The organism is Methylobacterium sp. WL69 (genome assembly GCF_008039485.1).
Classification (GTDB): Bacteria; Pseudomonadota; Alphaproteobacteria; order Rhizobiales; family Beijerinckiaceae; genus Methylobacterium.
This window is the reverse complement of the sequence record NZ_VRUZ01000006.1, coordinates 1-24,123: the sequence shown is the minus strand read 5'-3', so window position 1 is coordinate 24,123 and position 24,123 is coordinate 1. Positions and strand designations below refer to the sequence as shown.

Sequence of the window (24,123 nt, the reverse complement as noted above, 5' to 3'; positions counted from 1 at the left end):
AGGGATCGAACGGCGTTCGCGAGGGACGGAACGGGACGATGCGGGAACGACAGGCGTTGCAGCGGGTGGTGGCGGCCGTCGCCCTCGTGCCCGTCGTGTCGGGCCTCTACGGCGTCCTGTTCGGTCTCGGGAGTGCGGGCAGCCTCGTCGATGTCTCCGCCGACAGCCATTACCGCTACCTGTCGGGCCTGCATATGGGCATCGGCATCCTGTTCTGGACCTGCGTGCCGGGGATCGAGGCCAAGACCGGCTTGGTCCGGTTCCTCACCCTGGTGGTGGGGCTGGGTGGCCTCGCCCGGCTCCTCGGCCTCGCCCTGACCGGCCTGCCTTCGCTCACCATGATGGCGGCGCTGGCCGTGGAACTCGTCGTCACGCCGCTCCTGTGCCTGTGGCAGGCTCGGGTCGCCGGACGCGCCCCGGACGCGGCGACGGCCGGATCGCGCCCCGCATGAGCGAGGCGGCGCAGGGTGCGCCCTCCCTCCTCGACCGCAGCCTCGCCTTCGCCGACCGGGTGGTGCCGCCACCCTCCGCCTGGGCTTTCGCCCTGCGGATCTGGCTCGCCATGGTGCTGGCCCTCTACGCCGCGTTCTGGCTCCAGCTCTCGGGCGCCTCCTCGGCCATGGTCTGCGTGGCGATCCTGGCCCAGCCCAAGCGCGGGCAGGCCCTGTCGAAGGCCCTCTACCGCTTCGTCGGGACCATCGTCGGCGCCGTGGTGGCCATCGTGCTCATCGCCCTGTTCGCGCAGGACCGGGTGCTGCTGCTGGTGTCGTGCGCGACGTGGCTGATGCTGTGCGTCTTCACCGCCCACTTCCTGCAGGACACCCGGGCCTACGGGGCGATGCTCTCGGGCTACACCGTGGCGATCATCGCCATCGCGCATATCGATGCGCCGCAGGCGGTGTTCGACGCAGCCGTGGACCGGGTGGCGGCGATCACCATCGGCATCGTCGCCATCACCTTCATCAACGATGCCCTCGCCTCCCCCAGCACGTGGCGCGCCCTGCGGGGCACCCTCGACGGCGCCGTCGCGGCGACGCGGGCCTTCGCCCGCGACACCCTCGCGGCGGGCGATCCCGGATCGGAGCGCGCCAGCGCCCTCATCCGCCGCATCGCCGCCATGCGGGGCGATGCCAGCGCCATCGCGGGCGAGCTCGACGACGGTCCCAACCGCGCCGCCGGGGCCCGCAGCGCCATCGCGGCCCTCTACGCCATGGCGGCCTCCGCCCGCGCCTTCACGGCCGCCGCCGATCGGCTCGCGAGCCCCGGCCCGGCCGTGGCGGAGGCCCGCGCCCTCTGCCTCGCCCTCACCCGCGACGGTTCGCGGGACTCGGCCGTCCAGGCGGCCGAGCGCCTGCGTGATGGTCTCGCGGACACCGTCGGGCGCGGTGCCGATCTCGGCGAGATCCTGGCCCTGCAGCGCGCCGTCGATTTCGCCCGGAACGCCGTCTTCGCGCAGGACGGGGTCGAGGCGCTCGCCACCGGCGACCGCCCCCTGCGCGACGTGCCCCTGCCGACCCACCGCGATTTTCCCGTGGCCCTGCGGGGCGCGGCGCGGGTAGGCATCGCCTTCGGGACGACGGCCCTCTTCCTCATCTTCGCGGGCTGGCCGGCCACCTCCTTCGCCCTGGTCCAGGTGGCCGCCACCTGCGCGTTGTCCTCCATCACGCCGGACCCGAAGGCGTTCGCCCGGGGCGTGCTCATCGGCATGCCCCTGGCCGCCCTCTGCGCCGGCATCGTGCTGTTCGGGCTGCTCGCCGGGGTGCAGGGGTTTCCCCTGCTCGCCATCGCCATCGCGCCCGTGGTGTTCACGGCCTGCTTCCTCAGCCTCAATCCGGCGACCTTCGGCGTCGGCTTCATCCTGCTGGTGTTCTTCCCCGTCCTGCTCTCACCCGCCAACCCACAGACCTACGACCCGCAGACCTTCTTCGCCAACGCCCTGCTGGTGGTGATGGCGGCCCTCATCCTGTTCGTCACCGTGCGGGTGGTGCTGCCGATCTCGGCTTCCCGGCACCGGGCCTTCGCCCTCGATTCGGCGCGGCGCGCCCTCATCGAGGCGCTGGCCGGCGCGGGCGGTGACGCCACCACCCGCACCAGCCTCAACAGCGACCGCCTGCTCCAGTTCTCGCAGTGGAGCTCGCGGAGCGGCGCCGTGCGGGCGGCGAGCCTCGACCGGGCCTTCGACCTCGCCCGGATGGAGGCGGCGGCCGCCCGCGCCCACGCGCAGCTGCGCGACCTCGCAGGCGACCCGGCCCTGGCGCGCGCCGCCGAGGCGGCCCGGGACGGGATCAGGGCCGTCGACCGGCGGGCCATCGCGGCGTCCGCGCGCGGTCTGCTGGCCGCCGGCCCGCAGGCCGACCGGCCCACGCGCCTCGCCATCGCCCGGGCGGCGAGCGATCTCGCCACCCTCGCCAACGTCGCCGCCACGCAGGGGCGGTTCCTGCGCCGCCTCGGACTGAAAGCCGCCTGATGCGTCAAGACCTCGATTTCGGCGGCGTCCTCGTCTCGCCCTTCGTCGCCTACGCCGCCGGCGCCCTCGCGATCCTGATGCTCCTGCGCGTCGCCTTCAACCGCCTCCGCTTCAGTCGCTACGTCGCCAATCCGCCGCTCGCGGAGGCCGGCCTCTACGTCTGCATCCTCGCCCTCCTGATCGTGTTCCTCTGACGATGTCCGACGAATCCCAAGATGCCGACCGAAAGGCGCAGCCGGCCAAGGCTCCCAAGAAGGTCCGCCGGCCACGGCGGTTCCTGCGCGTCCTCGCCACCGGGTTGATCCTGGCCTGCGCCTTCGTGGCGGCGGCCCTGGTCTGGCAGTTCTACGTCACCGCGCCCTGGACCCGCGACGGCCGGGTGCGCGTGCAGGTGGCCAGCGTCGCCCCCCAGGTCTCGGGCCAGATCGTGGAGCTGAGGGTCACCGACAACCAGGCGGTGCGGAAGGGCGACGTGCTCTACGTCATCGACCCGTTCGATTTCGACGTCGCCATCGCGTCGGCCGAAGCCGAGATGGACAACCGCGAGGCCGACCTCCAGGTCAAGCGCACCCAGGCCGCGCGGCGCGAGGCGCTCACCACCCTCTCGACCTCCGTCGAAGAGAAGCAGCAATTCGCCGGCACCGCCAAGATCGCCGAGGCCGCCCTCGCCTCGGCCAAGGCGCAGCTGTCCCAGGCCAAGATCAACCGCACCCGCACGGAGGTGCGCGCGCCCGTGAACGGCCGAGTCACCAACCTGCTCCTGCGGGTCGGCGACTACGCCACCACCGGCACCGTGAACATCGCGGTGATCGACACGGACTCGTTCTGGATCGACGGCTACTTCGAGGAGACGAAGATGGCCCATATCCATGTGGGCGACCCCGTCTCGGCCGAGCTTTTGGGCTACGATCCCCTCATCCGGGGCCGGGTCGAGAGCATCACCCTCGGCATCAGCATCGCCAACGCGGCGCCGAGCACGCAGGGGCTGCCCAGCGTCGATCCCGTCTACACCTGGGTGCGCCTCGCCCAGCGCGTGCCCGTGCGGGTGCGCATCGAGCGCGTGCCCGAGGGCGTGACCCTGGTGGCCGGCATGACCGCCACGGTCTCCGTGGGCGAGGCCGGCGACCACCGGCGCAAGTGGTGGGCGGCCCTGCGTCAGCGCTTCTCGGGCTGGGCGGCACCGGCGCCGAGCCCGTGATGTCCGCGGTGCGGACCGGCACCAAGACACTGATCGGTAACGACGTTTCGCGGTCGCCGTCCATCGCGGCGGAAGACTTTCGATGGAGCCGGCAAATAGGGGGTTGACGCTTTCCCCCGGCAGTCGCAGTCTGTCGTTGTGCTTCGCAAGGCAAGCACAGACAAAGCAACGAGGTGACCAGCAGCGACGTTTACGTTCGATTGCGGCCAACCGAATCGCGGGAGACGAGCATGACTCCACCCCAGCAGCACGCTGCGGCGACGATCCGAGCCTAATTCGATCCGGACCCGAGCAGCGAAGACGCGAATCACGGGACGGAAGCGGTCACCGGGGCGCAGAAGCGGCCTTCACGGCACGACTTCGAACACGCGAAAAGCCCCACCTCGACTGCTTCCGCCGCCGGTTGCTTTGTTCAACTTTGGCGGCTGAGAGCAAGAACCATCAAGACTGCGTCGTAGAAGCCATTGTTGACCTTCAGGGCGCGTGGCTCCAGGCCGTACGGCATAAATCCGGCTGCCGCATAGCGCCGGATGGCCCCATGATTGGCGGCGGCGACGGACAGACCGACATCCTCAACACATTCGGCCGCATGGGCGAGCACGTCTGCAAGCAGCGCCGAGCCAAGGCCAGCGCCGCGTCCGGCCTCACGAACAGACCCAAGAGCGTGCCCCTGTGTCGGAGCTGGGGCGCCTCGGACACGTAGAGTCCGGCGATCCCGACAGTTCGTCCTTCGGCGCCAAGCGCCGAACACGGCTTGCCCGTCCAGGGGCGCAGAGAACCGCGCGAGCGGCTGCCCGGTCCACCTCCCACGACCCACCGAACGCCGCCGGGTGCCGAGCGAGGCCATCATCCAGGCGCAGGGCCCGGAACGCCGCCACGTCATCCTTCTTGGCGGTAGATGCCCCTACTCGATCCCGAGCTTGGCCTTCAGCAGGGCGTTCACCGCCGCCGGGTTGGCCTTGCCGCCCGTGGCCTTCATGGTCTGGCCGACGAACCAGCCGAGCAGGGTCGGCTTTTCCTTGGCCTGGGTCACCTTGTCGGGGTTCTTCGCGATGATGGCGTCGATGGCCGCCTCGATTGCGCCGGTGTCGGTCACCTGCTTCATGCCGCGGGATTCGACGAGCGCGCGCGGATCGCCGCCCTCGGACCAGACGATTTCGAACAGATCCTTGGCGATCTTGCCGGAGATCACGCCCTCGCCGATGAGGTCGACCACGGCGCCGAGCTGATCGGCCGAGACCGGGCTCGTCTCGATGTCCCGGCCCTCCTTGTTGAGGCGGCCGAACAGCTCGTTGATCACCCAGTTCGCCGCGGCCTTGCCGTCACGGCCCTTGGCCACCGCCTCGTAATAGTCGGCCGACGACCGCTCGGCGATGAGCACGCCGGCATCGTAGGGGCTGAGACCGTAGGACTCGATGAAACGCGCCTTCTTGGCGTCGGGCAGTTCGGGCAGGCCCTCGGCGAGGCGATCCACGTAGGCCTGATCGAATTCGAGGGGCAGCAGATCGGGGTCGGGGAAGTAGCGGTAATCGTGCGCCTCTTCCTTGGAGCGCATGGAGCGGGTCTCGCCCTTGCCCGGATCGAACAGGCGGGTCTCCTGCGAGATGGTGCCGCCATCCTCGATGATCGCGATCTGGCGCCGCGCCTCGACCTCGATGGCCTGGCCGATGAAGCGGATCGAGTTGACGTTCTTGATCTCGCAGCGGGTGCCGAGGGGATCGCCGGGCAGGCGCACGGAGACGTTGACGTCGGCCCGGAGCGAGCCCTTCTCCATGTCGCCGTCGCAGGTGCCGAGATAGCGCAGGATGGTGCGCAGCTTGGTCACGTAGGCGCGCGCCTCCTCCGACGAGCGCAGATCCGGCCGCGAGACGATCTCCATCAGGGCGACGCCCGAGCGGTTGAGGTCGACGAAGCTCTGGGTCGGGTTCTGGTCATGCAGAGATTTGCCCGCGTCCTGCTCCAGGTGCAGCCGCTCGACGCCCACGGTGATCGTCTCCCCGTCGGGCAGGTCGACCAGCACCGTGCCCTCGCCGACGATGGGGTCCTTGAACTGGGAGATCTGGTAGCCCTGCGGCAGGTCCGGGTAGAAGTAGTTCTTTCTGTCGAACACCGAGCGGTGGTTGATCCGGGCCTTGAGTCCGAGGCCCGTGCGCACGGCCTGGGCCACGCATTCCTCGTTGATCACGGGGAGCATGCCCGGCATGGCGGCATCCACGAGGGAGACGTGATCGTTGGGCTCGGCCCCGAATTCCGTGGAGGCGCCGGAGAACAGCTTGGAGCGGCTCGTGACCTGGGCATGGATCTCCATGCCGATCACGACCTCCCAGTCGTGCAGGCCGCCCTTGATGAGCTTTTTTGGGTTCACGGAGGCGGTCATGATGCCCAGGTTCAGCGTTGCGGAGCGCGGGTGAGCGCCGGAAGGGTGAAAGTGCCGGCCGGCGCGGTCAAGCGCGCAGGCGATAGAGCTGGTGCGCCAGGAAGCCCAGGGTGCCCCACAGGAATCCGGCGATCCAGCGGATCGGGAAGAAGGTCGGTCCGTCGTGGCTCACCGGCGCCGGCCAGGGGATGCCGATGGCCGTGACACCCCACGACACCAGCACCGAGACCGAGAAGGCCATCAGCGACACGAGGATGACCTTCACGAACTGATCCGACTTCCAGCCCATGACCAGCGCGATGGCGATGAGCACGGGATCGAACGCGGCCCAGATCCAGTCGTTGAAGACATAAACCGGAACGGTCATGACCGCGCTTTCATGCCCACCACGCGGCCGGCAGCTTCGTGCGCCCGGCGGCCGTCTCGATCACCTGCGCGGCGGCGAACAGGGTCTCCTCGTCGAAGGGCCGGCCGATGAGCTGGAGGCCGAGGGGCAGGCCCTGCGCGTCGAGTCCGGCCGGCACCGAGAGGCCGGGGAGCCCCGCCATGTTCACCGTGATGGTGAACACGTCCTGCAGGTACATCTCGACGGGGTCGCCCGAGCCCTTCTCGCCTAAGCCGAAGGCGGCGGACGGGGTCGCGGGGGTGAGGATCGCGTCGATGCCCGATGCGTAGGCCTCTTCGAAGTCGCGCTTGATCAGGGTGCGGATCTTCTGGGCGCGGACGTAATAGGCGTCGTAGTAGCCGGCCGACAGCACGTAGGTGCCGATCATGATCCGGCGCTTGACCTCGCGGCCGAAGCCCGCCGCGCGGGTGTTCTCGTACATCCCGGCGATGTCCTTGCCGGGCACCCGCAGGCCGTAGCGCACGCCGTCGTAGCGGGCGAGGTTCGAGGAAGCCTCGGCCGGGGCGACGATGTAGTAGGCCGGCAGGGCGTAGGGGGTGTGCGGTAGGGAGATTTCGCGGATGGTGGCGCCGGCGTCCTTCAGCATCGCGGCGCCCTTGTCCCAGAGCGCCTGGATCTCGGCGGACATGCCCTCGACCCGGTACTCCTTCGGAATCCCGATGGTGAGACCCTTCACGCCGCGCGCCACCGCCGCCTCGAAGTCCGGCACCGGGAGATCGGCGCAGGTGGTGTCGCGAGAATCCTGACCGGCCATGGAGCCGAGCAGGATGGCGCAGTCGCGCACGGTCCGGGCGATGGGACCGGCCTGATCGAGGGACGAAGCGTAGGCCACAGTGCCCCAGCGCGAGCAGCGCCCGTAGGTCGGCTTGATGCCGACCGTGCCGGTGAAGGCGGCGGGCTGGCGGATGGAGCCGCCGGTGTCCGTGGCGGTGGCGCCAAGGCACAGGTGTGCGGCGACCGCCGCGGCGGACCCGCCCGACGAGCCGCCCGGCACCAGCTTGGTGTCGGAACTATTCCGGCGCCAGGGCGAGACCACGTCGCCGTAGGCCGAGGTCTCGTTGGACGAGCCCATGGCGAACTCGTCGAGGTTGAGCTTGCCCAGCATCACGGCGCCGTCGCGCCAGAGGTTGTGGGTCACGGCCGATTCGTAGTGCGGCTGGAAGCCTTCGAGGATCTTGGAGCCGGCGGTGGTGGCGACGCCGTGGGTGCAGAACAGGTCCTTGATGCCGAGCGGAATGCCCTCCAGGGGGCGGGCCTCGCCGGCGGCGATTTTCGTATCGGCGACATTTGCCATGGTGAGTGCCCGCTCGGGCGTTTCCAGGATGTAGGCGTTGAGGCCGCGTGCCTTCTCCATGGCGGCGAGATGCGCCTGGGTGAGCTCATGGGCGGAGAAATCCTTGGCCTTGAGCCCGTCGCGGGCCTCCGCCAGGGTGAGTTCGTTCAGGGTGGTCATGGGCGTCCAGTCCTCAAGATCCCCGCGAACCCCGTCGCCGGTCTCGGCGCCGAACGATCCTGCCGGGAGGCATCACGAAACACGGGGGCGGCGCTACTCGACCACCTTCGGCACCAGGAAGTAATTGTCCTCGGTCTCGGGGGCGTTGAAGACGATGTCATGGGCGTGGCCGCCCTCCGTCACCGTATCGGTGCGCTTCTTCATCGCCATGGGGATGACCGACGTCATCGGCTCGACGCCGGTCACGTCGACGGCGCCGAGTTGCTCGACGAAGGCCAGGATCGCGTTGAGTTCACCCTGGAGTGGGGCGACCTCGTCCTCGCTCACCGCGATGCGCGCCAGATGCGCGATGCGCCTCACCGTCGTTGCGTCGACCGACATGCTGCCTTGAGCCCCCAGGAGGATGCGTCAGGCCCCCATGGGGCCGCGACGAAGGATGGCCGGGCTATAGCACCCGCCTTCGCGCGCTCGCAACGCCGGGTGATCTCGGGCGAGGATCCCCTGGGTGCCGACCTGTCCTCAGGTGATGACATGGGTGGAGCGGTCGGGCACCTCGACGGTGATCCCGGGGCGATAAGGATTGCGCTCAGCCTGATGGAAGCCGACGGCGACGAGTTCGACGGCCAGGAGCAGCATCAGCTTGTGCCGGAACGGCATCGCGGGGAGGACGCCGGCCAGGGCGGAACGGATCGTTCGGACTCGAGTCATACGCGGCACCCACGACATTAACGCATTGTTAACGATGCTATGAGCGGGGCGATCCCGGCAAGGCCAGGGTTGCGTATTCTTAACCTTAATGCGGGCGGAGACGGGAAAATGTGGGAAACGGTGTTCGCGCAGGGCGTGGCCGGACCGGTCTCGGGGGAGGCGGATCTCGCGCGCGCCGAGGCGGCGCTGGGCTTTCCCCTGCCCGCCTCCTACCGCGACTTCTGCCGGCGCTGGGGCGCCGGCCTCGCCGCCGAGCATGTCCGCATCCTGACGCCCGGCCCCGATCCGGACACCGATCTCGTCGCCGGCGCGGAGCTCATGGCCCACAGCATCGGGGCGGTCCTCGCCGACCACCCCGAGCACCGCTTCGAGGTCGAGGGGGACGATCCCACCGTGGTGGAGCGGGCCTGCTTCTTCGGCCGCTCGGAGGCCGGCGAGTTCCTGTTCTGGGACGTCGTCCCGGATCGGCCCGAATACGAGATCTGGGTGATGGGCGCCGACCTCGAATCCGTTCGCTTCGGTGGGGCCGACCTCGGCGATCTCCTGCGGCGGGTGCAGGGCCCGGCCGTGCGCGGCATCCTCGGGATGGGGGCCGCCCCCCTGCCCTCGACCTTCGCCGGCGACGACCCGGCCCCCGCCACGCATTGACCGCCCCCTGCCCTGACGTCCGAGGCCCCGGATTGCCACCGGGCTACGGATCGATCAGGACCGGCGGATCACCGGGGAGCGACAGACATGACCGAGGCCGAGATCCGCGCCTTCGCGGAGGCGTCGCGGGGCGGGCGCCGCCTCATCGGCATCGATCTGGGGACCAAGACCATCGGGCTCGCCCTGTCGGATGTCGGACGCCAGATCGCCTCGCCCCTCGAGACCATCCGCCGGGTCAAGTTCACCCCCGACGTCGCCCGCCTGCGCCAGCTCTGCGAGACCCACGGCGTCGGCGGCCTCGTCATGGGCCTGCCCCTCAACATGGACGGCAGCGAGGGCCCGCGGGTGCAGTCGACCCGCTCCTTCGTGCGTAACCTCAAGCCGCTCCTCGACCTGCCGGTGCTGTTCTGCGACGAGCGCCTGTCCACCGCCGCCGTCACCCGCGCCCTCATTGCCGCCGACGCCTCCCGGGCCAAGCGCGGCGATGTCGTCGACAAGCTGGCGGCGGCCTACATCCTCCAGGGCTGCCTGGATCAGATGCGGGGCGTGCTGGAGGACGCGGCGGACGACACGTGATGCAGGTAACGGGAGAGCTTCGAGCCCGCGCGCGAAAACGGCGGAGCCTTCGCTCCGCCGCCCGTCCGTCCAATCTCCGTGCCGTTGGCCGAGCCTTTACAGGCTCAGCATCGCCTGGGATGCGCCGACGATGGTGAAGACCAGGCCGCCCGCGAAGGCGCCGATCATCGCGTAGGAAAAGCCCTTCAGGACCATGGGTGTCACCTCCCGTGCCCGGATCAGCAACGGTTTCCGCCCGAGGTCTGGCCGTACTGCATCACGGGGAAGTTCTGCTGGTTGGCGTTGCCCTCGGCGGCCGAGTTCATCGGGCAGCCGCCATAGGACGGAGTGCGGGGCGCGGCATCGACCGAACCCGTGGTCTCGACGTCATAGGGGGTGAACGCGGTGTAACGCGCGGTGTTTTCGAATGCCATGGCAGACGAGATCGGAGCAACGCCAAGCACGAGAGCGGCGGCGATGGCGGCGATACGGGTCTTCATTGTGATACTCTGTTTCCTCTGCAGGTCGAACCGACGAACCGGTTCGTTTCTCTCTGTCTGAACTACAGATAGGGAGCGTCAGCTTGGCGTGACGTGTCGAAGCGCACGCAACCCCGCCAAACCAGCCGATGCGTTGTTCGGGGGCCTCCGGCGAGAACCGAATTCCCCTGCGCGGGCCGATGGTTTAGCGAGCCCGAGGGTGGACCCGCAGGGATAGGCCGAAAATGTTCGAGCGGGACGTGAAACGAGCCGGGCGCGCAGGAAACGTCCGGTCGGCCTGCGGCGCGCTGCTCCTGCTCCTCGTGGCGGGATCGGCCACGCCGGCGCAGGGCGTCGATCCGCGCATCCTGCCCGCGACCCCGCGCTACGTGCGCAACGCCGCCTGCGCCCCGGTGCAGATCGCCATGCCGCCCGGCACCCACCGGCTTCCGGGCGGTCCCCTGATCTCGCCCAGACCCGCCGAGATCCCCGTCGGGCAGGGCGACAGCGCCATCTGCTTCGCCTATGCCACCGCCGACATGATCTCCCAGCGCGTCGGCCGGGCGGTGTCGCCCCTGGACGTGGCCGGCAAGTTCTACTTCGCCGATCCGGCCCGCCTCGAAGCCCTGCCCGATCCGGCCCTGCGGGCGCATCTGAGAGCGCATCCGGCCTACCCCGCCGACATCGCCTGGGGCCGGAACGCCGCCGACATCAACCCCGTCGGCAACCCGGGCCTGCAGCCCTATTTCGACAAGCTGGAGGGCGGCGAGGAGGATGCCGCCGCCCTGCTCTACAACCTCGGCGGCTTGTGCGCGGAGCGCGACCTGCCCTCGCACGAGGGCTACGCGCATTTCGCCCCCACCTACGCGGCCCTGCGCTTCAGCGCCCCCGTTCGTGCGCCGAACCAGTGCCTGCGCCGCGTCGGCGCGACGGTGGACAAACTCCGGTCGCGGCGGGCGGACGCCTTCAACGACGCGTGGCTGCGGCGGGTCGACGCCCTGTGCCGGCGCGAGCCCCTGCCCGTGCCCCTGCTGCCGGTCTCCGCCCGCGTCGCCGCCAACCAGCTCGACTTCATGGCGATGCTGGAGGCGGGCCGACCGCCGGCCCGAACGGACATCACCCGCCTGCTGTCCAGGGTCGACTACGCCCTCGACCACAGCCGCGCGCCGGCCATCGGCTACAGCTGGTACATCCTGCAGGACCGCGACCCGAAGGACCCGGATCTCGCCGCCGACCATTCGAGCGCCGTCATCGGCCGGCGCAAGGCGGCGGGCCGGTGCCAGTACCTCGTCCAAGACAACACCGGCGAGTATTGCGCCCGGATGCGGCCGGACATCGCCCGGCGCTGCGACAACGGCCGGGTCTGGCTCCGGGAGGACGAGCTGCGGCGCAGCCTCTACAGCGTGATCTACTTGCGCTGAGCCGCGCTCATCCCACCAGCGACACCGCCCCGCTGCCGTGGCGCTCGATGCGCCCGTCGAGTTCGAGTTCGAGGAGCGTCGTCTGGACCACCCGCACGCTCAGGCCCGCGGCGCGGGCGAGGTCGTCGGTGCCGATGGGGGTCGGGCTGAGCAGCCCGATGAGGCGGGCGCGGTCGTCCGCGGGTTCGGGCGGGTCGAAGGAATCCACCGGCATCGGCAGCACGATCCCGTCGACGTCGAGTTCGTCCCAGAAGATCGGCGCGTCGGCGAAGTCCGGGTGGTCGCGGGCGAGGGGCTCGCGGCCCTCCGCATCGCGCCCGATCAGGGGGGCGACGGCCTCGAGGACGTGGGCGGCCTCGGCCACCAGGGTGGCGCCCTGGCGGATGAGGTCGTTGGTGCCCTCGGCGCGCGGGTCGAGGGGCGAGCCCGGCACGGCGAAGACCTCGCGGCCCTGTTCCAGGGCGAAGCGCGCGGTGATGAGGGAGCCGGAGCGCCTCGCCGCCTCGACCACGATTGTGCCGAGGCTGAGCCCCGAGATGATGCGGTTGCGCCTCGGGAAATCGCGGCCCCGCGGCTCCCAGCCCATGGGCATCTCGGCGACCACCGCCCCGCCCGCCTCCAGAATCGCCGCGACGAGGCCGGCGTGGTTGGCCGGATAGATCCGGTCGTGTCCCCCCGCCAGCACCGCCACGGTGCCGGACGGGAGGGCGGCCTTGTGGGCGCGGGCGTCGATGCCGCGGGCCAGCCCCGAGACCACCACGAGACCGGCCGCGCCGAGCTCGCGGGCGAGGCGCTCGGTGACGCTCAGGCCGGCGGCCGAGGCGTTGCGCGAGCCGACGATGGCCACGGCCGGCCGGTTCAGGACGGCCGGGTCGCCCCGCACGGCCAGGAGCGGCGGAGCGGAGTCCGCCGCCTGAAGCAGCTTCGGGTAGTCGTCCTCGCCCAGGGCCACGAGGCGGGCGCCGAGGCGGGCGGCGGCGGCGAGTTCGGCTTGCGCCTCGGCCCGCGTCGGCGGCGTGACGCTGCGGCCGGCGCGGCCGGTGAGGGTCGGCAGGGCTTCCAGGGCGGCGCCGGCCCCGCCGAAGCGGTTGATCAGGGTGCGGAAGGTGCGCGGGCCGATGCCCTCGGCGCGGATGAGGCGGAGCCAGTCGAGGCGCTGGGCATCGTTGAGTTGCATCGCCCTGCCCCCTGGCTCTCGGGCGGCGTCGGTCTTCCTCAGCCCTTCTGCCCGATGCGCCCCTCGGTGCCGGCGCGGAGCCGGCGGATGTTGGGCGCGTGCTTCCACCATAGCAGGGCCGCGAGCAGGAGGAAGAGCCATGCAACCCCCGGCTGTCCCAGGACCCACAGGACGACGGGCGTGGCGGCCGAGGCGGCCAGCGCCGCGAGGGACGAGTACCGGAGGCCGAAGGCGAGGCCGAGCCAGATCGCCGCGAAGGCGGCGAGCGCCACCGGGCTGAGCGCTAGGAGCACGCCCAGAAAGGTCGCCACGCCCTTGCCGCCCTTGAACCCGAGCCAGACCGGGAACAGGTGGCCGAGGAAGGCTCCGAGCCCCGCCGCCAGGGCCGGCTCCAGGTTGAAGCGCAGGCCGATGAGTACGGCCACCGTGCCCTTGAGGGCATCCCCCACGAGGGTGGCGGCGGCCAGGCCCTTGCGGCCCGTGCGCAGGACATTGGTGGCGCCGATGTTGCCCGAGCCGATGGCGCGCACGTCGCCGAGGCCGGCCAGACGCGTGAAGATCAGGCCGAAGGGAATCGAGCCGAGGAGGTAGCCCCCGGCGAGACTCGCGCACAGCATCGGCACCGAGGCGGCCTCGGCATAGGTCACGCGAAGCCCCCATCGCGAAAGACGACCCGGCCGCCGACGAGGGTGAGCACGGCGGCCCCCTGCAGGCGCGCCTCGTCGAAGGGCGAGTTCTTCGAGCGCGACTTCAGGCTGCGCTTGTCGAGGATGTAGGGCACGTCTGGATCGATGAGCACAAGGTCGGCTGGCGCGCCGACCGCGAGGCGCCCGGCCTCGCGGCCGAGGATCTTTGCCGGATGCGCCGTGAGGGCGGCGAGCAGGCGCGGCAGGGCGATGTCGCCCGTGTGGACGAGGCGCAGGGCAGCGCCGAGCAGGGTCTCGATGCCGAGCGCCCCGTCGGCGGCCTCGGCGAAGGGCAGGCGCTTGGTCTCGACATCCTGCGGGTTGTGGTCCGACACGATCACGTCGACCACGCCCTCGTTCAGGGCCGCCACCAGGGCGAGGCGGTCGGTCTCGTGGCGGAGCGGCGGCGAGAGCCGGCAGAAGGTGCGGTAATGGCCGATATCGCCCTCGTTGAGCACGAGGTTGTTCACCGACGCGCCGCAGGTGACGGGCAGGCCGTCGTGCTTGGCCCGGCGCACGATCTCGACGGAATCGGCGCAACTGATCATCGCCGCGTGGTAGCGGGCGCCCGTGAGGCGCACGAGGCGGATGTCGCGCTCCAGCATCACCGTCTCGGCCTCGCGCGGGATGCCGATGAGGCCGAGGCGCGAGGCCATCTCGCCCTCGTTCATCACGCCCTCGCCGACGAGGTCGGGCTCCTCGACGTGCTGCATGATCAGCGCGTCGAAATCCCGGGCGTAGGTGAGGGCCCGGCGCAGGACCTGGGCGTTGGTCACGGCCTTGAGCCCGTCGGTGAAGGCCACGGCGCCTGCTTCCTGCAGCAGGCCGAACTCCGTCATCTCGCGCCCGGCCAGCCCCTTGGTGATGGCGGCGGCGGGCAGGACGTTGACGCAGGCCGTGTCGCGGGCCCGGCGCAGGACGAAATCGACGATGGGCGGCCCGTCGATGACCGGGTTGGTGTCGGGCATGCACACGAGGGTGGTGACGCCGCCGGCGGCCGCCGCCGCGCTGGCGGAGGCCAGGGTCTCGCGGTGCTCCGCGCCCGGCTCGCCGACGAAGGCGCGCATGTCGATGAGGCCGGGGGCGAGGACATGCCCGGCGCAGTCGACGGTCTCGGCCCCCCCGGGGGCGGCCGGGGCGGCCCCCCAAGCGATGTCGGCGATGCGGCCATCGCGCACGAGGACGTGGCCGGGGGCCGGCCGGCCGGTGGCGGGATCGCACAGGGTGGCATTGGTAAGGAGAAGGGAGGGCACGCTCATCCTGAAATCTGGCTGAGAACGAAGGCGCGGACGACGCCACGCCGTGACAGGCCACGCCGCTCGGCCGCCTCGTCCACGGCCCGCAACTGGCCGTCGTCGAGGTCGAGTTCATCGACGGGCGGCCGGATCACGATGGCCATATGCCCGGCGGCCAGGGCCTCGGCGAAGTCCGCATCGCCGCGAAGCTGTTCGATGGTCCGGGGCGGCGGCGGCGTCTCACCGTCCTCCCGCATGAGGGAGAACCATTGCGCGAGCGCTTCTCCCGCCTGGGATATGGTCTCGTCGGCCGTCCCGGCGGCGGCGATGCACCCGGGCAGATCGGGAAACCAGATGCCCCAGAGGGTTCCGGGCTCCTTCTCGAGGATGCCGATATAGGCCGTCATGGCGTCCTGCTCCCGTCGAGCCAACCCGCATTGCGGGCGATCGCGCGTGCCGTTCCCGGTGAAAGGTCGCCCCGACCGCGCGGAACCGCGACGTTCGGCCGGCCCTCACGGACATAGATCTCGTGGGGTCCCTTTGCGGGGCGTATCCGCCAGCCCTCCCGCTCCAGGCGCTTGCGGATCGCCTGGAGATCAAGGTCGAAGTCGCGCGGGGGCATGTCAAGCGTTCGGCAGGTGCGTCGCGAGGGCTTCGAGCACGGCCATGCGGACGGCGACCCCCATCTCGACCTGCTCGCGGATGAGGGATTGCGCGCCGTCGGCGACCTCCGACGAGATCTCGACGCCGCGGTTCATCGGGCCCGGGTGCATCACCAGGGCGTCGGGAGCGGCGAGCGCCAGCTTGTCGCCGTCGAGGCCGAAATAGCGGAAGTACTCCTTCACGGAGGGCACGAAGGACCCGTTCATGCGCTCGCGCTGGAGGCGTAGCATCATGACAATGTCGGCCCCCGCCAGTCCCTGCCTCATGTCGGTGAACACGTCGACGCCGAAGCGGGCGAGGCCCGTGGGCAGCAGGGTCGAGGGACCGATCACCCGGACCCGGGCGCCGAGGGCCTGGAGCAGGATGATGTTGGAGCGGGCGACGCGCGAATGCAGGACGTCGCCGCAGATGGCCACGGTCAGGCCCTCGATCCGGCCCTTGTTGCGGCGGATGGTGAGGGCGTCGAGGAGCGCCTGGGTCGGGTGCTCGTGGGCGCCGTCGCCGGCATTGACCACGGCGCAATCGACCTTGCGCGCCAGGAGATGCACGGCGCCGGCCGCGTGGTGGCGCACCACGATGATGTCGGGGCGCATGGCGTTGAGGGTCGCGGCGGTATCGATGAGGGTCTCGCCCTTCTTCACCGAGGAGGACGCCACCGACATGTTCATCACGTCGGCGCCGAGCCGCTTGCCGGCGAGCTCGAACGACGCCTGGGTCCGGGTGGACGGCTCGAAGAACAGGTTGATCTGCGTGCGACCGCGTAAAGTGGTGCGCTTCTTCTCCACCTGCCGGGAGAGGGCCACAGCGGCATCGGCCCGCTCCAGCAGGGCCTCGATGTCGGGGCGCGACAGGCCCTCGATGCCGAGGAGGTGGCGGTGGGGGAAGCCGGGCGGAGTCGGGGCGCTGGTCATCACGAGGGTCAGCGCTACAGCGGGCACGCGGCGCCCGCAAGACGGCGGTCGTCCGAGGCCCCCGGCGCACCCGGCAAAGTGTCTCCATTTGACATCGCCCGAGGGTTAACCCACTTCATGCCCCGCAAAAGGCCCCTCCCCCGGGAGGCGGCCCGCCTTGCCGCATCGGCGAAGCGCCCTCGGGCGCTCAACCGCCCGTTGCGGAAAAGAGGCCCTCACGAGAGGCTCGGAATCCCTCCATGAAAGTTGTCGTCGTCGAGTCGCCGGCCAAGGCCAAGACGATCAACAAGTACCTCGGCCGCGACTACGAGGTGCTCGCCTCGTTCGGCCACATCCGCGACCTGCCGGCCAAGGACGGTTCCGTCGATCCGGAGGCCGACTTCCACATGCTGTGGGAGCTCGACGAGCGCGGCTCGAAGCGGGTCTCCGACATCGTCAAGGCGCTCAAAGGCGCCGACGGCCTGATCCTCGCGACCGATCCGGACCGCGAGGGCGAGGCCATCTCCTGGCACGTGGTCGAGGCGCTCAACGCCCGGCGCGCCCTGAAGGGCATGCACGTGGAGCGGGTGACCTTCAACGCCATCACCAAGGCGGCGGTGGACACCGCCATGCGCAACCCGCGCCAGATCGACCAGGCCCTGGTCGACGCCTACCTGGCGCGCCGCGCCCTCGACTACCTCGTCGGCTTCAACCTCTCTCCGGTCCTGTGGCGCAAGCTCCCGGGCGCCCGCTCGGCCGGCCGCGTCCAGTCCGTGGCGCTCCGCCTCGTCTGCGAGCGCGAGCGCGAGATCGAGGTGTTCCGCCCCCGCGAATACTGGTCCCTCGTCGCGACCCTGGTGACCGAGACCGGCGCCGTGTTCGAGGCCCGGCTCACGGGCGCGGACGGCAAGAAGATCCAGCGCCTCGACGTCGGCACCGGCGACGAGGCAGCGGCGTTCAAGCGCGACCTCGAACTCGCGACGTTTTCCGTCGGCACCGTTGAAGCAAAGCCGGCAAAGCGTCATCCGGCGCCGCCCTTCACCACGTCGACCCTGCAGCAGGAAGCCTCGCGAAAACTCGGGATGGCCCCGGCCCAGACCATGCGGGCGGCTCAGAAGCTCTATGAGGGCGTCGAGATTGGCGGCGAGACGGTGGGCCTCATCACCTACATGCGGACGGACGGCGTCGACATGGCGCCCGAAGCCATCGCCGACGCCCGCCAGGTCATCGCCAAGGAATACGGCGAGCGCTACCTGCCGGGGGCGCCGCGCAAGTACAGCACCAAGGCCAAGAACGCCCAGGAGGCCCACGAGGCCGTGCGCCCCACCGACATGGGCCGGCTGCCCAAGACCGTGGCCCGCACGGTGGATGCCGAGCAGGCCAAGCTCTACGAACTCATCTGGACCCGCACGGTGGCGAGCCAGATGGAATCGGCCGAACTGGAACGCACCACCGTCGACATCGTCGCCCATGTCGGCCCGCGCAAGCTCGATCTGCGCGCCACCGGGCAGGTCGTTAAATTCGACGGCTTCCTCACCCTCTACCAGGAGGGCAAGGACGACGAGGAGGACGAGGACGGCCGTCGCCTGCCGCCGATGAAGGCCGGCGACGCCCTCAAGCGCGAGCGCATCGCCTCGACCCAGCACTTCACCGAGCCGCCGCCGCGCTATTCCGAGGCCAGCCTCGTCAAGCGCATGGAGGAGCTCGGCATCGGCCGGCCCTCCACCTACGCGGCGATCCTGCAGACCCTGCGCGACCGCGAATACGTGAAGATCGAGAAGAAGCGCCTGGTGGCCGAGGACAAGGGCCGCCTCGTCACCGGCTTCCTCGAGAGCTTCTTCAAGCGCTACGTCGAGTACGATTTCACCGCCGACCTCGAGGGCCAGCTCGACCGGGTCTCCAATGCCGAGATCGACTGGCGCGAGGTCCTGCGCGACTTCTGGAAAGACTTCTCCGCGGCCATCGCGGGCACCAAGGAGCTGCGCGTCACCGAGGTCCTCGACGCGCTGAACGATCTGCTCGGCGCCCACATCTTCCCCGAAAAGGCCGACGGCTCGAACCCGCGCACCTGCCCGACCTGCGGCGCCGGCCAGCTCTCGCTCAAGCTCGGCAAGTTCGGCGCCTTCGTCGGCTGCTCGAACTACCCCGAGTGCAAGTACACCCGCCAGCTCGCGGCCAGCGCCGTCGAGGGCGACGGCGACGGCACCTCGGAGAATGGCGGCCAGCCCGGCACGCGGGTGCTCGGCACCGATCCGGTCTCCGGCATGGCCGTGAGCCTGCGGGACGGCCGCTTCGGCCCGTTCGTGCAGCTCGGCGAGGCCTCCCCCGACAAGGAGGCGCCGAAGCCAAAGCGCTCCTCGATCCCGAAGGGCCTCAGCCCGTCGAGCGTGGACCTGGAGAAGGCCCTGAAACTGCTGTCCCTGCCGCGCGAGGTGGCGAAACACCCCGAGACCGGCGAACCGATCCTGGCCAATCTCGGCCGGTTCGGGCCCTACGTCCAGCACGGCAAGATGTACGCGAATCTCGGCCGCGACGACGACGTGCTGGAGATCGGCGCCAACCGGGCCATCGACATCATCGTCGCCAAGGAGCAGGGCGGGGGGCGGCGCGGCCCCGCCGCCGATCCGGGCCGGGCCCTCGGCAATCATCCCGAGACGGGCAAGGCCATCGTGGTGAAATCGGGCAAGTACGGCCCCTACGTCACCGACGGCACTACCAACGCGACCCTGCCCAAAACTCAGGCGGCGGAGGACATCGACCTCCCCCAGGCCCTGGAACTCATCGCCGCCCGCGAGGCGTCGGGCGGCGGCAAGAAGCGCGCCCCGGCCCGCAAAGCGTCGGCGAAGTCGGCCCCTGCGAAAAAGGCTCCGGCTAAGAAGGCGGCTGCGAAGGCCGTGACGACCGATGGCGCGGACGCCCCGGCCAAGAAGCCGGCCGCGAAGAAGGCGCCTGCCAAAGCGGCCTCCCCCAAAGCGGCGGCGGCGAAACCCGCAGCCGCGCGCAAGGCGACGGCTAAGAAAGCCTGATCCGGGATTCCGAAGGGATCATCCCTTCGGCGGGTGTCGGGCAGGGCCCGACACGGTTGCCAGGGCCAGCCCTGGACCCGCGAAGGGCTATGCCCTTCGAGACCCGGACGATCTTGCGATCGGCCTGGAGCCTGGATCAGATATCCAGCTCGGCCCCGTCGGCGAAGGCCGCGCGCTCGGATATGAAGGCGAAGCGGGCTTCGGGCTTGTTGCCCATGAGGCGCTCCACGGCGTCCCCCGTGGAGATGCGGGCATCCTCCAGCACCCCGACGCGCAGGAGCGTGCGCTTCTTGGGGTCCATGGTGGTCTCCTTCAGCTGCGCCGGCATCATCTCGCCCAGACCCTTGAAGCGGCCGATCTCGACCTTGGCGCCCTTGAACACGGTCTTGATCACCCGCTCCTTGTCGGCGTCGTCGCGGGCATAGGCCGTCTTGGCGCCGTAGGTCAGGCGGTAGAGCGGCGGGATCGCCAGGTAGAGGTGGCCCTTGTCGATGAGCTTCGGCATCTGCCGGTAGAAGAACGTGATCAGCAGGGAGGCGATGTGGGCGCCGTCGACATCGGCGTCGGTCATGATGATGACCTTCTCGTAGCGAAGGTCCTCCAGGCGGAAGCTGTTGCCGGTGCCGCAGCCGAGCGCCTGGGTCAGGTCCGAGATGAGCTGGTTGGCGACGAGCTTGTCGCGGCTCGCCGACGCCACGTTGAGGATTTTTCCACGCAGGGGGAGAATGGCTTGGCTGGCGCGGTCGCGCGCCTGCTTGGCCGAGCCGCCGGCCGAATCGCCCTCGACGATGAAGATCTCGGAGCCGGCCATGCCGGCCTTCGAGCAATCGGCGAGTTTTCCGGGCAGCCGCAGCTTGCGGGTGGCGGATTTGCGCGCGACGTCCTTCTCCTGGCGGCGGCGCAGGCGCTCCTCGGCCCGGTCGATGACCCAGTCGAGGAGCTTGTTGGCCTGGGCCGGCGAGGCGGCGAGCCAATGGTCGAACGCGTCGCGGATCGCCGTCTCGACGATGCGGGAGGCTTCCACCGTGGCGAGCTTGTCCTTGGTCTGGCCCTGGAACTCGGGCTCGCGGATGAACACCGACAGCATCGAGGCGCAGGTCGCCATGACGTCGTCCGTGGTGACGGCCGTCATGCGTTTGGCCTGGTTCACCCGCTCGGCGTGCTCGCGCAGGGCCCGCAGGAGGGCGACGCGCAGGCCGCTCTCGTGGGTGCCGCCCTCGGCCGTCGGGATCGTGTTGCAGTAGGAGGCCGAGACGCCGTCCTCGACCACCATCCAGGCCACCGCCCATTCGAGGGACCCGTGGCCGCCCGGTTTGGTGATCTTGCCCGAAAAGATCGCGTCGGTGACGAGCTCCTTGCCCTCAAGATCGCGAGCGAGATAGTCGCGCAGGCCGCCGGGGAAGCGGTGCACGGTCTCGGCCGGCACGTCGTCCATGCCCTCGAGCAGGGCGGGGGCGCAGCGCCAGCGGATCTCGACGCCGCCGAACAGGTACGCCTTGGAGCGCGCCATGCGGAACAGGCGGCGCGGGTCGAACTTCAGGGCCCCGAAGATCTGGGCATCGGGGTGGAAGCGCACCCGGGTGCCGCGCCGGTTCTGCACCCGGCCCACCGTCTCCAGGGGCCCTTGCACATGGCCCCGTGAGAAGGTCTGGCGGTAGAGGGTCTGGGCGCGCGCGACCTCGACCTCGAGCTCGTCGGACAGGGCGTTGACCACGGAGATGCCGACGCCATGCAGGCCGCCCGACGTCTCGTAGACCTTGGAATCGAACTTTCCGCCCGCGTGCAGGATGGTCATGATGACCTCCAGGGCGGATTTTCCCGGAAACTTCGGGTGCGGATCGACGGGGATGCCGCGGCCGTTGTCGGTCACCACGAGGTGGCCGCTCTCCTCCAGCTCCACCTCGATGAAGCTGGCATGCCCCGCCACCGCCTCGTCCATGGCGTTGTCGATCACCTCGGCGAAGAGGTGGTGCAGGGCGCGCTCGTCGGTGCCGCCGATATACATGCCGGGGCGGCGGCGCACGGGCTCCAGCCCCTCCAGCACCTCGATGGCCGAGGCGTCGTAGCCGGCCTCCGCCGAAGGGAGCACGAGCGGAGCCACGGCGGATTCGCGCGTGCGCCGCTCGGCGGCCTTCGGCGCCGGCGCCTTGCCACCCACGAAAAGGTCGCGCGCGGGATCGCTCACCGGAGTGCTCCGCGCGGGCGACGGCACGGCCGCCTGCTTCGTGGACCGGGTCGCAGAGGGAGACCGTGCAGCATTCGCCTTCATCCTCTGACCATACCGGAACAAACCGGAAACAGAAAGGGGCTTCCCCCCCGCGGGATGGGGTCGGGTCCCCCGATCCGCCGGGCGCACCGACCCCATGCCCGAAGGGCACGATACCCCATGGCATGGGACAGGGTTGGTTAAGAAGGGCTGACGGTCGGGGGAAGCCTTTTATCGCGTCGCGGCGCTGGCACCCTCAGGTGCCGACGCGACCGCCCCCGTGCTTCGTGATCGCCACCACGGCCGGGCGCGGCGGCAGGGCGGGATCGAAATCCGGCCAGCGGGTCGACGGGGCCTCGAAGGTGGCGGGCGCGGCCTTGGGATCGTCCTCGTCCGCCTCGCCCGGATGCTGGACGGCGACGAAGAAGGTGGTGTCGTCGGGCGTAAAGTACGGCCCGCACATCTCGGCCCCGCACGGCACCCGGAAGAAGTGCTTTCCCGTGCCGCGCCCTTGGCCCTCCGTCTCCAAAGCCCAGAGGCCGTCGGACCGGCCCGTGCGCGACGCCGAGTTGCCGTCGGTGGCGACCCAGAGGCGGCCCTGGCCGTCGATCGCGCAGTTGTCCGGCATGCCGAACCAGCCGTCCTTCGTGGTCGCCGACGAGAAGGTGGCGCCGACGGCGGCGATGGCGGGATCGCCGCTGCGGACCAGGATCTCCCAGGCGAAGCCGGGCGCGGTATGGTCGCCGTCATCGGGGGTGAGCTCGACGATGTGGCCGAAGCGGTTGTCGGCGCGCGGGTTCGCGGCGTCGACCCCATCGGGTGTGCGCTTCCCGTTGTTGGTCAGCATCACGTAGACCTTGCCGGTCTTCGGGTTGGCCTCGACGTCCTCCGGGCGGTCCATCTTGGTGGCGCCGAGACGGTCGGCGGCCAGGCGCGCGCCGATGAGCACGTCGGCCTGGCCGGCAAAGCCGTTCTCCGGCGTCAGGGGTCCCCGTCCGAACACCAGGGGCATCCAAATGCCGCGCCCGTCCGGATCGAAGCGGGCGACGTGCAGCGTGCCGGAATCGAGCAGATCGCGGTCGCCGCCGTCGGCCCGCCCCGCGGTGACGAACTTGTAGACGTAGTCGAAGCGCTCGTCGTCGCCCTGGTAGACGACGTATTGCCCCGTCTTGGCGACGATGCCGGCCGCGCCCTCGTGCTTGAACCGGCCCATGGCGGTGCGCTTCTTCGGGACGGAGTTCGGATCGAACGGATCGATCTCCACCACCCAGCCGAAGCGGTTCGGCTCGCGCGGGGTTTTTCCGATGTCGAAGCGCTCGTGGAACCGGCCCCAGGCGTAGGCGGAGTTCGGCAGGTTGAAGCGCTTGTGGTTGGCGGCCTCCGCCGAGTCCTGCGGAAGCGTCCCCGAAAAGTAGTAGTTGATGTTCTCCTCGCAGGTGAGCCACGTGCCCCACGGAGTCGTGCCGCCCGCGCAGTTGTTGATCATGCCGTGGACGGCGCGGCCGGTGGGGTCGGCGGCGGTCATCAGGCGCTCGGACCCCGCGGCGGGGCCGGTGAGCACCATCGGGGTCTCCACGGTGATGCGGCGGGCGTACTTCGAATCCGGCACCACGGCCCAGCGGCCGTCCGTGCGCCGGATCTCGATCACCGAGCCGCCATGGGCCGCCATCTCGATCTCGACGAGGTCCCGCGTCATGCCGGCGAAGGCCACGCCCTTGAGGTCCTGGCGCCCCAGCCCGGGGAACATGAGTTCCTCGTTGGTGTATTCGTGGTTGACCACCAGGAGCCCGTGGGCGGCCGGGTCGGGTGCGCCCGGCATGGGAAAGTAGCCGACGAAGTCGTTGTTGTAGCCGAACTGCTGGCGCTGCGCGGCGGCCGACTGGTTGTACGGATCGAAGGCCGGGGCGCCGGGCAGGACGGGGTCGCCCCAGCGGATGAGGATCCGGGCGTCGTGTCCCGCCGCCACGTGATGGTGCGTGTCCGAACCCGCCTCGATTTCCGCGAAGGGGAAGCGGGTCGGAGCGGACGCGTCGCCGTTCCGCCCCTGGGCGGCGTGGGCCTCGCGGGCGGCGAGGGCGCGGGGCGTCACCACGGCGGCGATGGCGCCGACCCCGAGGAGCCCGCGCAGGAGGTCGCGCCGGTCGAAGCGCGCGGCGACCACGTCGCCGAAGGTGGCGTTGGCGCTGGCATTGGAGCCGGCATCCTCGGCGTCTTCGGCCGCCCGCGAGCGGGTTCGCGTCGGCTGCGTCATCCATCGGCTCCGTCGAATCCTGAGAACCGCGCCTCCTACCGGCTTCGCATGGCACCGGCATGACGGATGCGTCGCACGAAAAAGCCCGGCCTTTCGGCCGGGCTTCTGGGGTTCGTGGAGCCGGTGGCGCCCGGTGAGGGGCGCCGGTCGGGTCCTAGTACGAGCCGAACTTGTAGTTCAGGCCGGCGCGGACGACGGCGAACTCGGTGTCGCGGACCTGACGGCCACCGCTGGCCAGGACGACGCCCGGGCTGTTGGTGAAGATGGTCGCGCCGGC

The 24,123-nt window shown here is 70.4% G+C and carries 22 protein-coding genes and 1 pseudogene; 9 read left to right on the top strand and 14 right to left on the bottom strand.

All coding sequences use genetic code 11. The annotated features are described in order from the left end of the window. Nucleotides 1-38 precede the first annotated feature (38 nt). The 5 genes from FV218_RS03360 (at nucleotide 39) to FV218_RS23095 (ending at nucleotide 4,368) form a co-directional block, all read left to right on the top strand. Entirely contained in the window at nucleotides 39-452 is a 414-nt protein-coding gene (locus FV218_RS03360; protein ID WP_147708704.1) for a DUF4345 domain-containing protein, read from the top strand. Continuing rightward, nucleotides 449-2,467, top strand: coding sequence for an FUSC family protein (locus tag FV218_RS03355; protein WP_147708703.1), 2,019 nt, complete (start codon nucleotides 449-451; stop codon nucleotides 2,465-2,467). Before FV218_RS03360 ends, FV218_RS03355 begins: the two co-directional genes overlap by 4 nt. Then, on the top strand, nucleotides 2,467-2,661 hold the full coding sequence (locus FV218_RS03350; RefSeq protein ID WP_147708702.1) for a DUF1656 domain-containing protein: 195 nt from the start codon (nucleotides 2,467-2,469) through the stop codon (nucleotides 2,659-2,661). Before FV218_RS03355 ends, FV218_RS03350 begins: the two co-directional genes overlap by 1 nt. A gap of 2 nt (nucleotides 2,662-2,663) precedes the next feature. After that, nucleotides 2,664-3,665: an HlyD family secretion protein gene (locus FV218_RS03345; protein ID WP_147708701.1), complete on the top strand. Its 1,002-nt coding sequence runs from the start codon at nucleotides 2,664-2,666 to the stop codon at nucleotides 3,663-3,665. A 538-nt stretch (nucleotides 3,666-4,203) separates the two neighbouring features. Further along, the gene (locus tag FV218_RS23095) at nucleotides 4,204-4,368 is read left to right on the top strand and encodes a hypothetical protein (RefSeq protein ID WP_246684973.1); all 165 of its coding nucleotides are present in this window, start codon (nucleotides 4,204-4,206) and stop codon (nucleotides 4,366-4,368) included. Between the two features lie 201 nt (nucleotides 4,369-4,569). Here FV218_RS23095 and gatB read toward each other — a convergent pair whose 3' ends face one another. From gatB to FV218_RS03315, 5 genes are all read right to left on the bottom strand, one after another. After that, nucleotides 4,570-6,042 carry an Asp-tRNA(Asn)/Glu-tRNA(Gln) amidotransferase subunit GatB gene (gene gatB, locus FV218_RS03335; RefSeq protein WP_147708699.1) on the bottom strand — a complete coding sequence of 491 codons (1,473 nt, stop codon included), beginning with the start codon at nucleotides 6,040-6,042 and terminating at the stop codon, nucleotides 4,570-4,572. A gap of 67 nt (nucleotides 6,043-6,109) precedes the next feature. Next, complete coding sequence (locus tag FV218_RS03330; protein ID WP_056096012.1) at nucleotides 6,110-6,409, bottom strand: hypothetical protein; 300 nt, start codon at nucleotides 6,407-6,409, stop codon at nucleotides 6,110-6,112. A gap of 10 nt (nucleotides 6,410-6,419) precedes the next feature. Then, nucleotides 6,420-7,901, bottom strand: coding sequence for an Asp-tRNA(Asn)/Glu-tRNA(Gln) amidotransferase subunit GatA (gatA, locus tag FV218_RS03325; protein WP_147708698.1), 1,482 nt, complete (start codon nucleotides 7,899-7,901; stop codon nucleotides 6,420-6,422). A gap of 93 nt (nucleotides 7,902-7,994) precedes the next feature. Continuing rightward, nucleotides 7,995-8,282, bottom strand: a complete 288-nt coding sequence (gatC, locus tag FV218_RS03320; RefSeq protein WP_147708697.1) for an Asp-tRNA(Asn)/Glu-tRNA(Gln) amidotransferase subunit GatC — start codon at nucleotides 8,280-8,282, stop codon at nucleotides 7,995-7,997. A gap of 138 nt (nucleotides 8,283-8,420) precedes the next feature. After that, the gene (locus FV218_RS03315) at nucleotides 8,421-8,609 is read right to left on the bottom strand and encodes a hypothetical protein (protein ID WP_147708696.1); all 189 of its coding nucleotides are present in this window, start codon (nucleotides 8,607-8,609) and stop codon (nucleotides 8,421-8,423) included. Between the two features lie 108 nt (nucleotides 8,610-8,717). On the opposite strand from FV218_RS03315, the gene FV218_RS03310 reads away from it, so the two are divergent. Together FV218_RS03310 and ruvX are read left to right on the top strand one after the other, a co-directional pair. After that, the gene (locus FV218_RS03310) at nucleotides 8,718-9,257 is read left to right on the top strand and encodes an SMI1/KNR4 family protein (protein ID WP_147708695.1); all 540 of its coding nucleotides are present in this window, start codon (nucleotides 8,718-8,720) and stop codon (nucleotides 9,255-9,257) included. An 87-nt stretch (nucleotides 9,258-9,344) separates the two neighbouring features. Then, nucleotides 9,345-9,833 (top strand): Holliday junction resolvase RuvX, encoded by a 489-nt coding sequence (ruvX, locus tag FV218_RS03305; protein ID WP_056096003.1) that lies wholly within the window; start codon nucleotides 9,345-9,347, stop codon nucleotides 9,831-9,833. Nucleotides 9,834-10,051: 218 nt separating this feature from the next. On the opposite strand, the gene FV218_RS03300 is transcribed toward ruvX, so the two are convergent. Beyond that, the gene (locus FV218_RS03300; protein ID WP_147708694.1) at nucleotides 10,052-10,312 is read right to left on the bottom strand and encodes a hypothetical protein; all 261 of its coding nucleotides are present in this window, start codon (nucleotides 10,310-10,312) and stop codon (nucleotides 10,052-10,054) included. A 224-nt stretch (nucleotides 10,313-10,536) separates the two neighbouring features. Between FV218_RS03300 and FV218_RS03295 the strand changes: the two genes are divergently transcribed. Next, nucleotides 10,537-11,712: a hypothetical protein gene (locus FV218_RS03295; RefSeq protein ID WP_246684972.1), complete on the top strand. Its 1,176-nt coding sequence runs from the start codon at nucleotides 10,537-10,539 to the stop codon at nucleotides 11,710-11,712. 7 nt (nucleotides 11,713-11,719) lie between these two features. On the opposite strand, the gene dprA is transcribed toward FV218_RS03295, so the two are convergent. The 5 genes from dprA to FV218_RS03265 all read right to left on the bottom strand — a co-directional run bounded on the left by dprA (nucleotide 11,720) and on the right by FV218_RS03265 (nucleotide 16,384). Beyond that, entirely contained in the window at nucleotides 11,720-12,889 is a 1,170-nt protein-coding gene (gene dprA / locus FV218_RS03290; RefSeq protein ID WP_147708693.1) for a DNA-processing protein DprA, read from the bottom strand. Between the two features lie 38 nt (nucleotides 12,890-12,927). Continuing rightward, nucleotides 12,928-13,536 carry a glycerol-3-phosphate 1-O-acyltransferase PlsY gene (gene plsY, locus FV218_RS03285; RefSeq protein ID WP_187272951.1) on the bottom strand — a complete coding sequence of 203 codons (609 nt, stop codon included), beginning with the start codon at nucleotides 13,534-13,536 and terminating at the stop codon, nucleotides 12,928-12,930. Beyond that, entirely contained in the window at nucleotides 13,533-14,828 is a 1,296-nt protein-coding gene (locus tag FV218_RS03280; RefSeq protein WP_147708750.1) for a dihydroorotase, read from the bottom strand. The genes plsY and FV218_RS03280 overlap by 4 nt, the downstream gene beginning before the upstream one ends. Nucleotides 14,829-14,830: 2 nt before the next feature. Then, a complete protein-coding gene (locus FV218_RS03275) occupies nucleotides 14,831-15,217 on the bottom strand; it encodes a type II toxin-antitoxin system HicB family antitoxin (protein ID WP_056095990.1) in 387 nt (128 codons plus the stop codon). 216 nt (nucleotides 15,218-15,433) lie between these two features. Beyond that, nucleotides 15,434-16,384, bottom strand: coding sequence for an aspartate carbamoyltransferase catalytic subunit (locus FV218_RS03265; protein ID WP_056095985.1), 951 nt, complete (start codon nucleotides 16,382-16,384; stop codon nucleotides 15,434-15,436). Nucleotides 16,385-16,623: 239 nt separating this feature from the next. Here FV218_RS03265 and topA point away from each other — a divergent pair, with 239 nt between their 5' ends. Next, the gene (topA, locus tag FV218_RS03260; RefSeq protein WP_056095982.1) at nucleotides 16,624-19,389 is read left to right on the top strand and encodes a type I DNA topoisomerase; all 2,766 of its coding nucleotides are present in this window, start codon (nucleotides 16,624-16,626) and stop codon (nucleotides 19,387-19,389) included. 136 nt (nucleotides 19,390-19,525) lie between these two features. Here topA and parE read toward each other — a convergent pair whose 3' ends face one another. The 3 genes and pseudogenes from parE to FV218_RS23090 all read right to left on the bottom strand — a co-directional run. Next, nucleotides 19,526-21,574 (bottom strand): DNA topoisomerase IV subunit B, encoded by a 2,049-nt coding sequence (gene parE / locus FV218_RS03255; RefSeq protein ID WP_147708691.1) that lies wholly within the window; start codon nucleotides 21,572-21,574, stop codon nucleotides 19,526-19,528. 277 nt (nucleotides 21,575-21,851) lie between these two features. Then, on the bottom strand, nucleotides 21,852-23,846 hold the full coding sequence (locus FV218_RS03250) for a PhoX family phosphatase (protein WP_147708690.1): 1,995 nt from the start codon (nucleotides 23,844-23,846) through the stop codon (nucleotides 21,852-21,854). Nucleotides 23,847-24,000: 154 nt separating this feature from the next. Continuing rightward, a pseudogene (locus FV218_RS23090) lies at nucleotides 24,001-24,123 on the bottom strand (porin family protein); the annotation flags it as partial.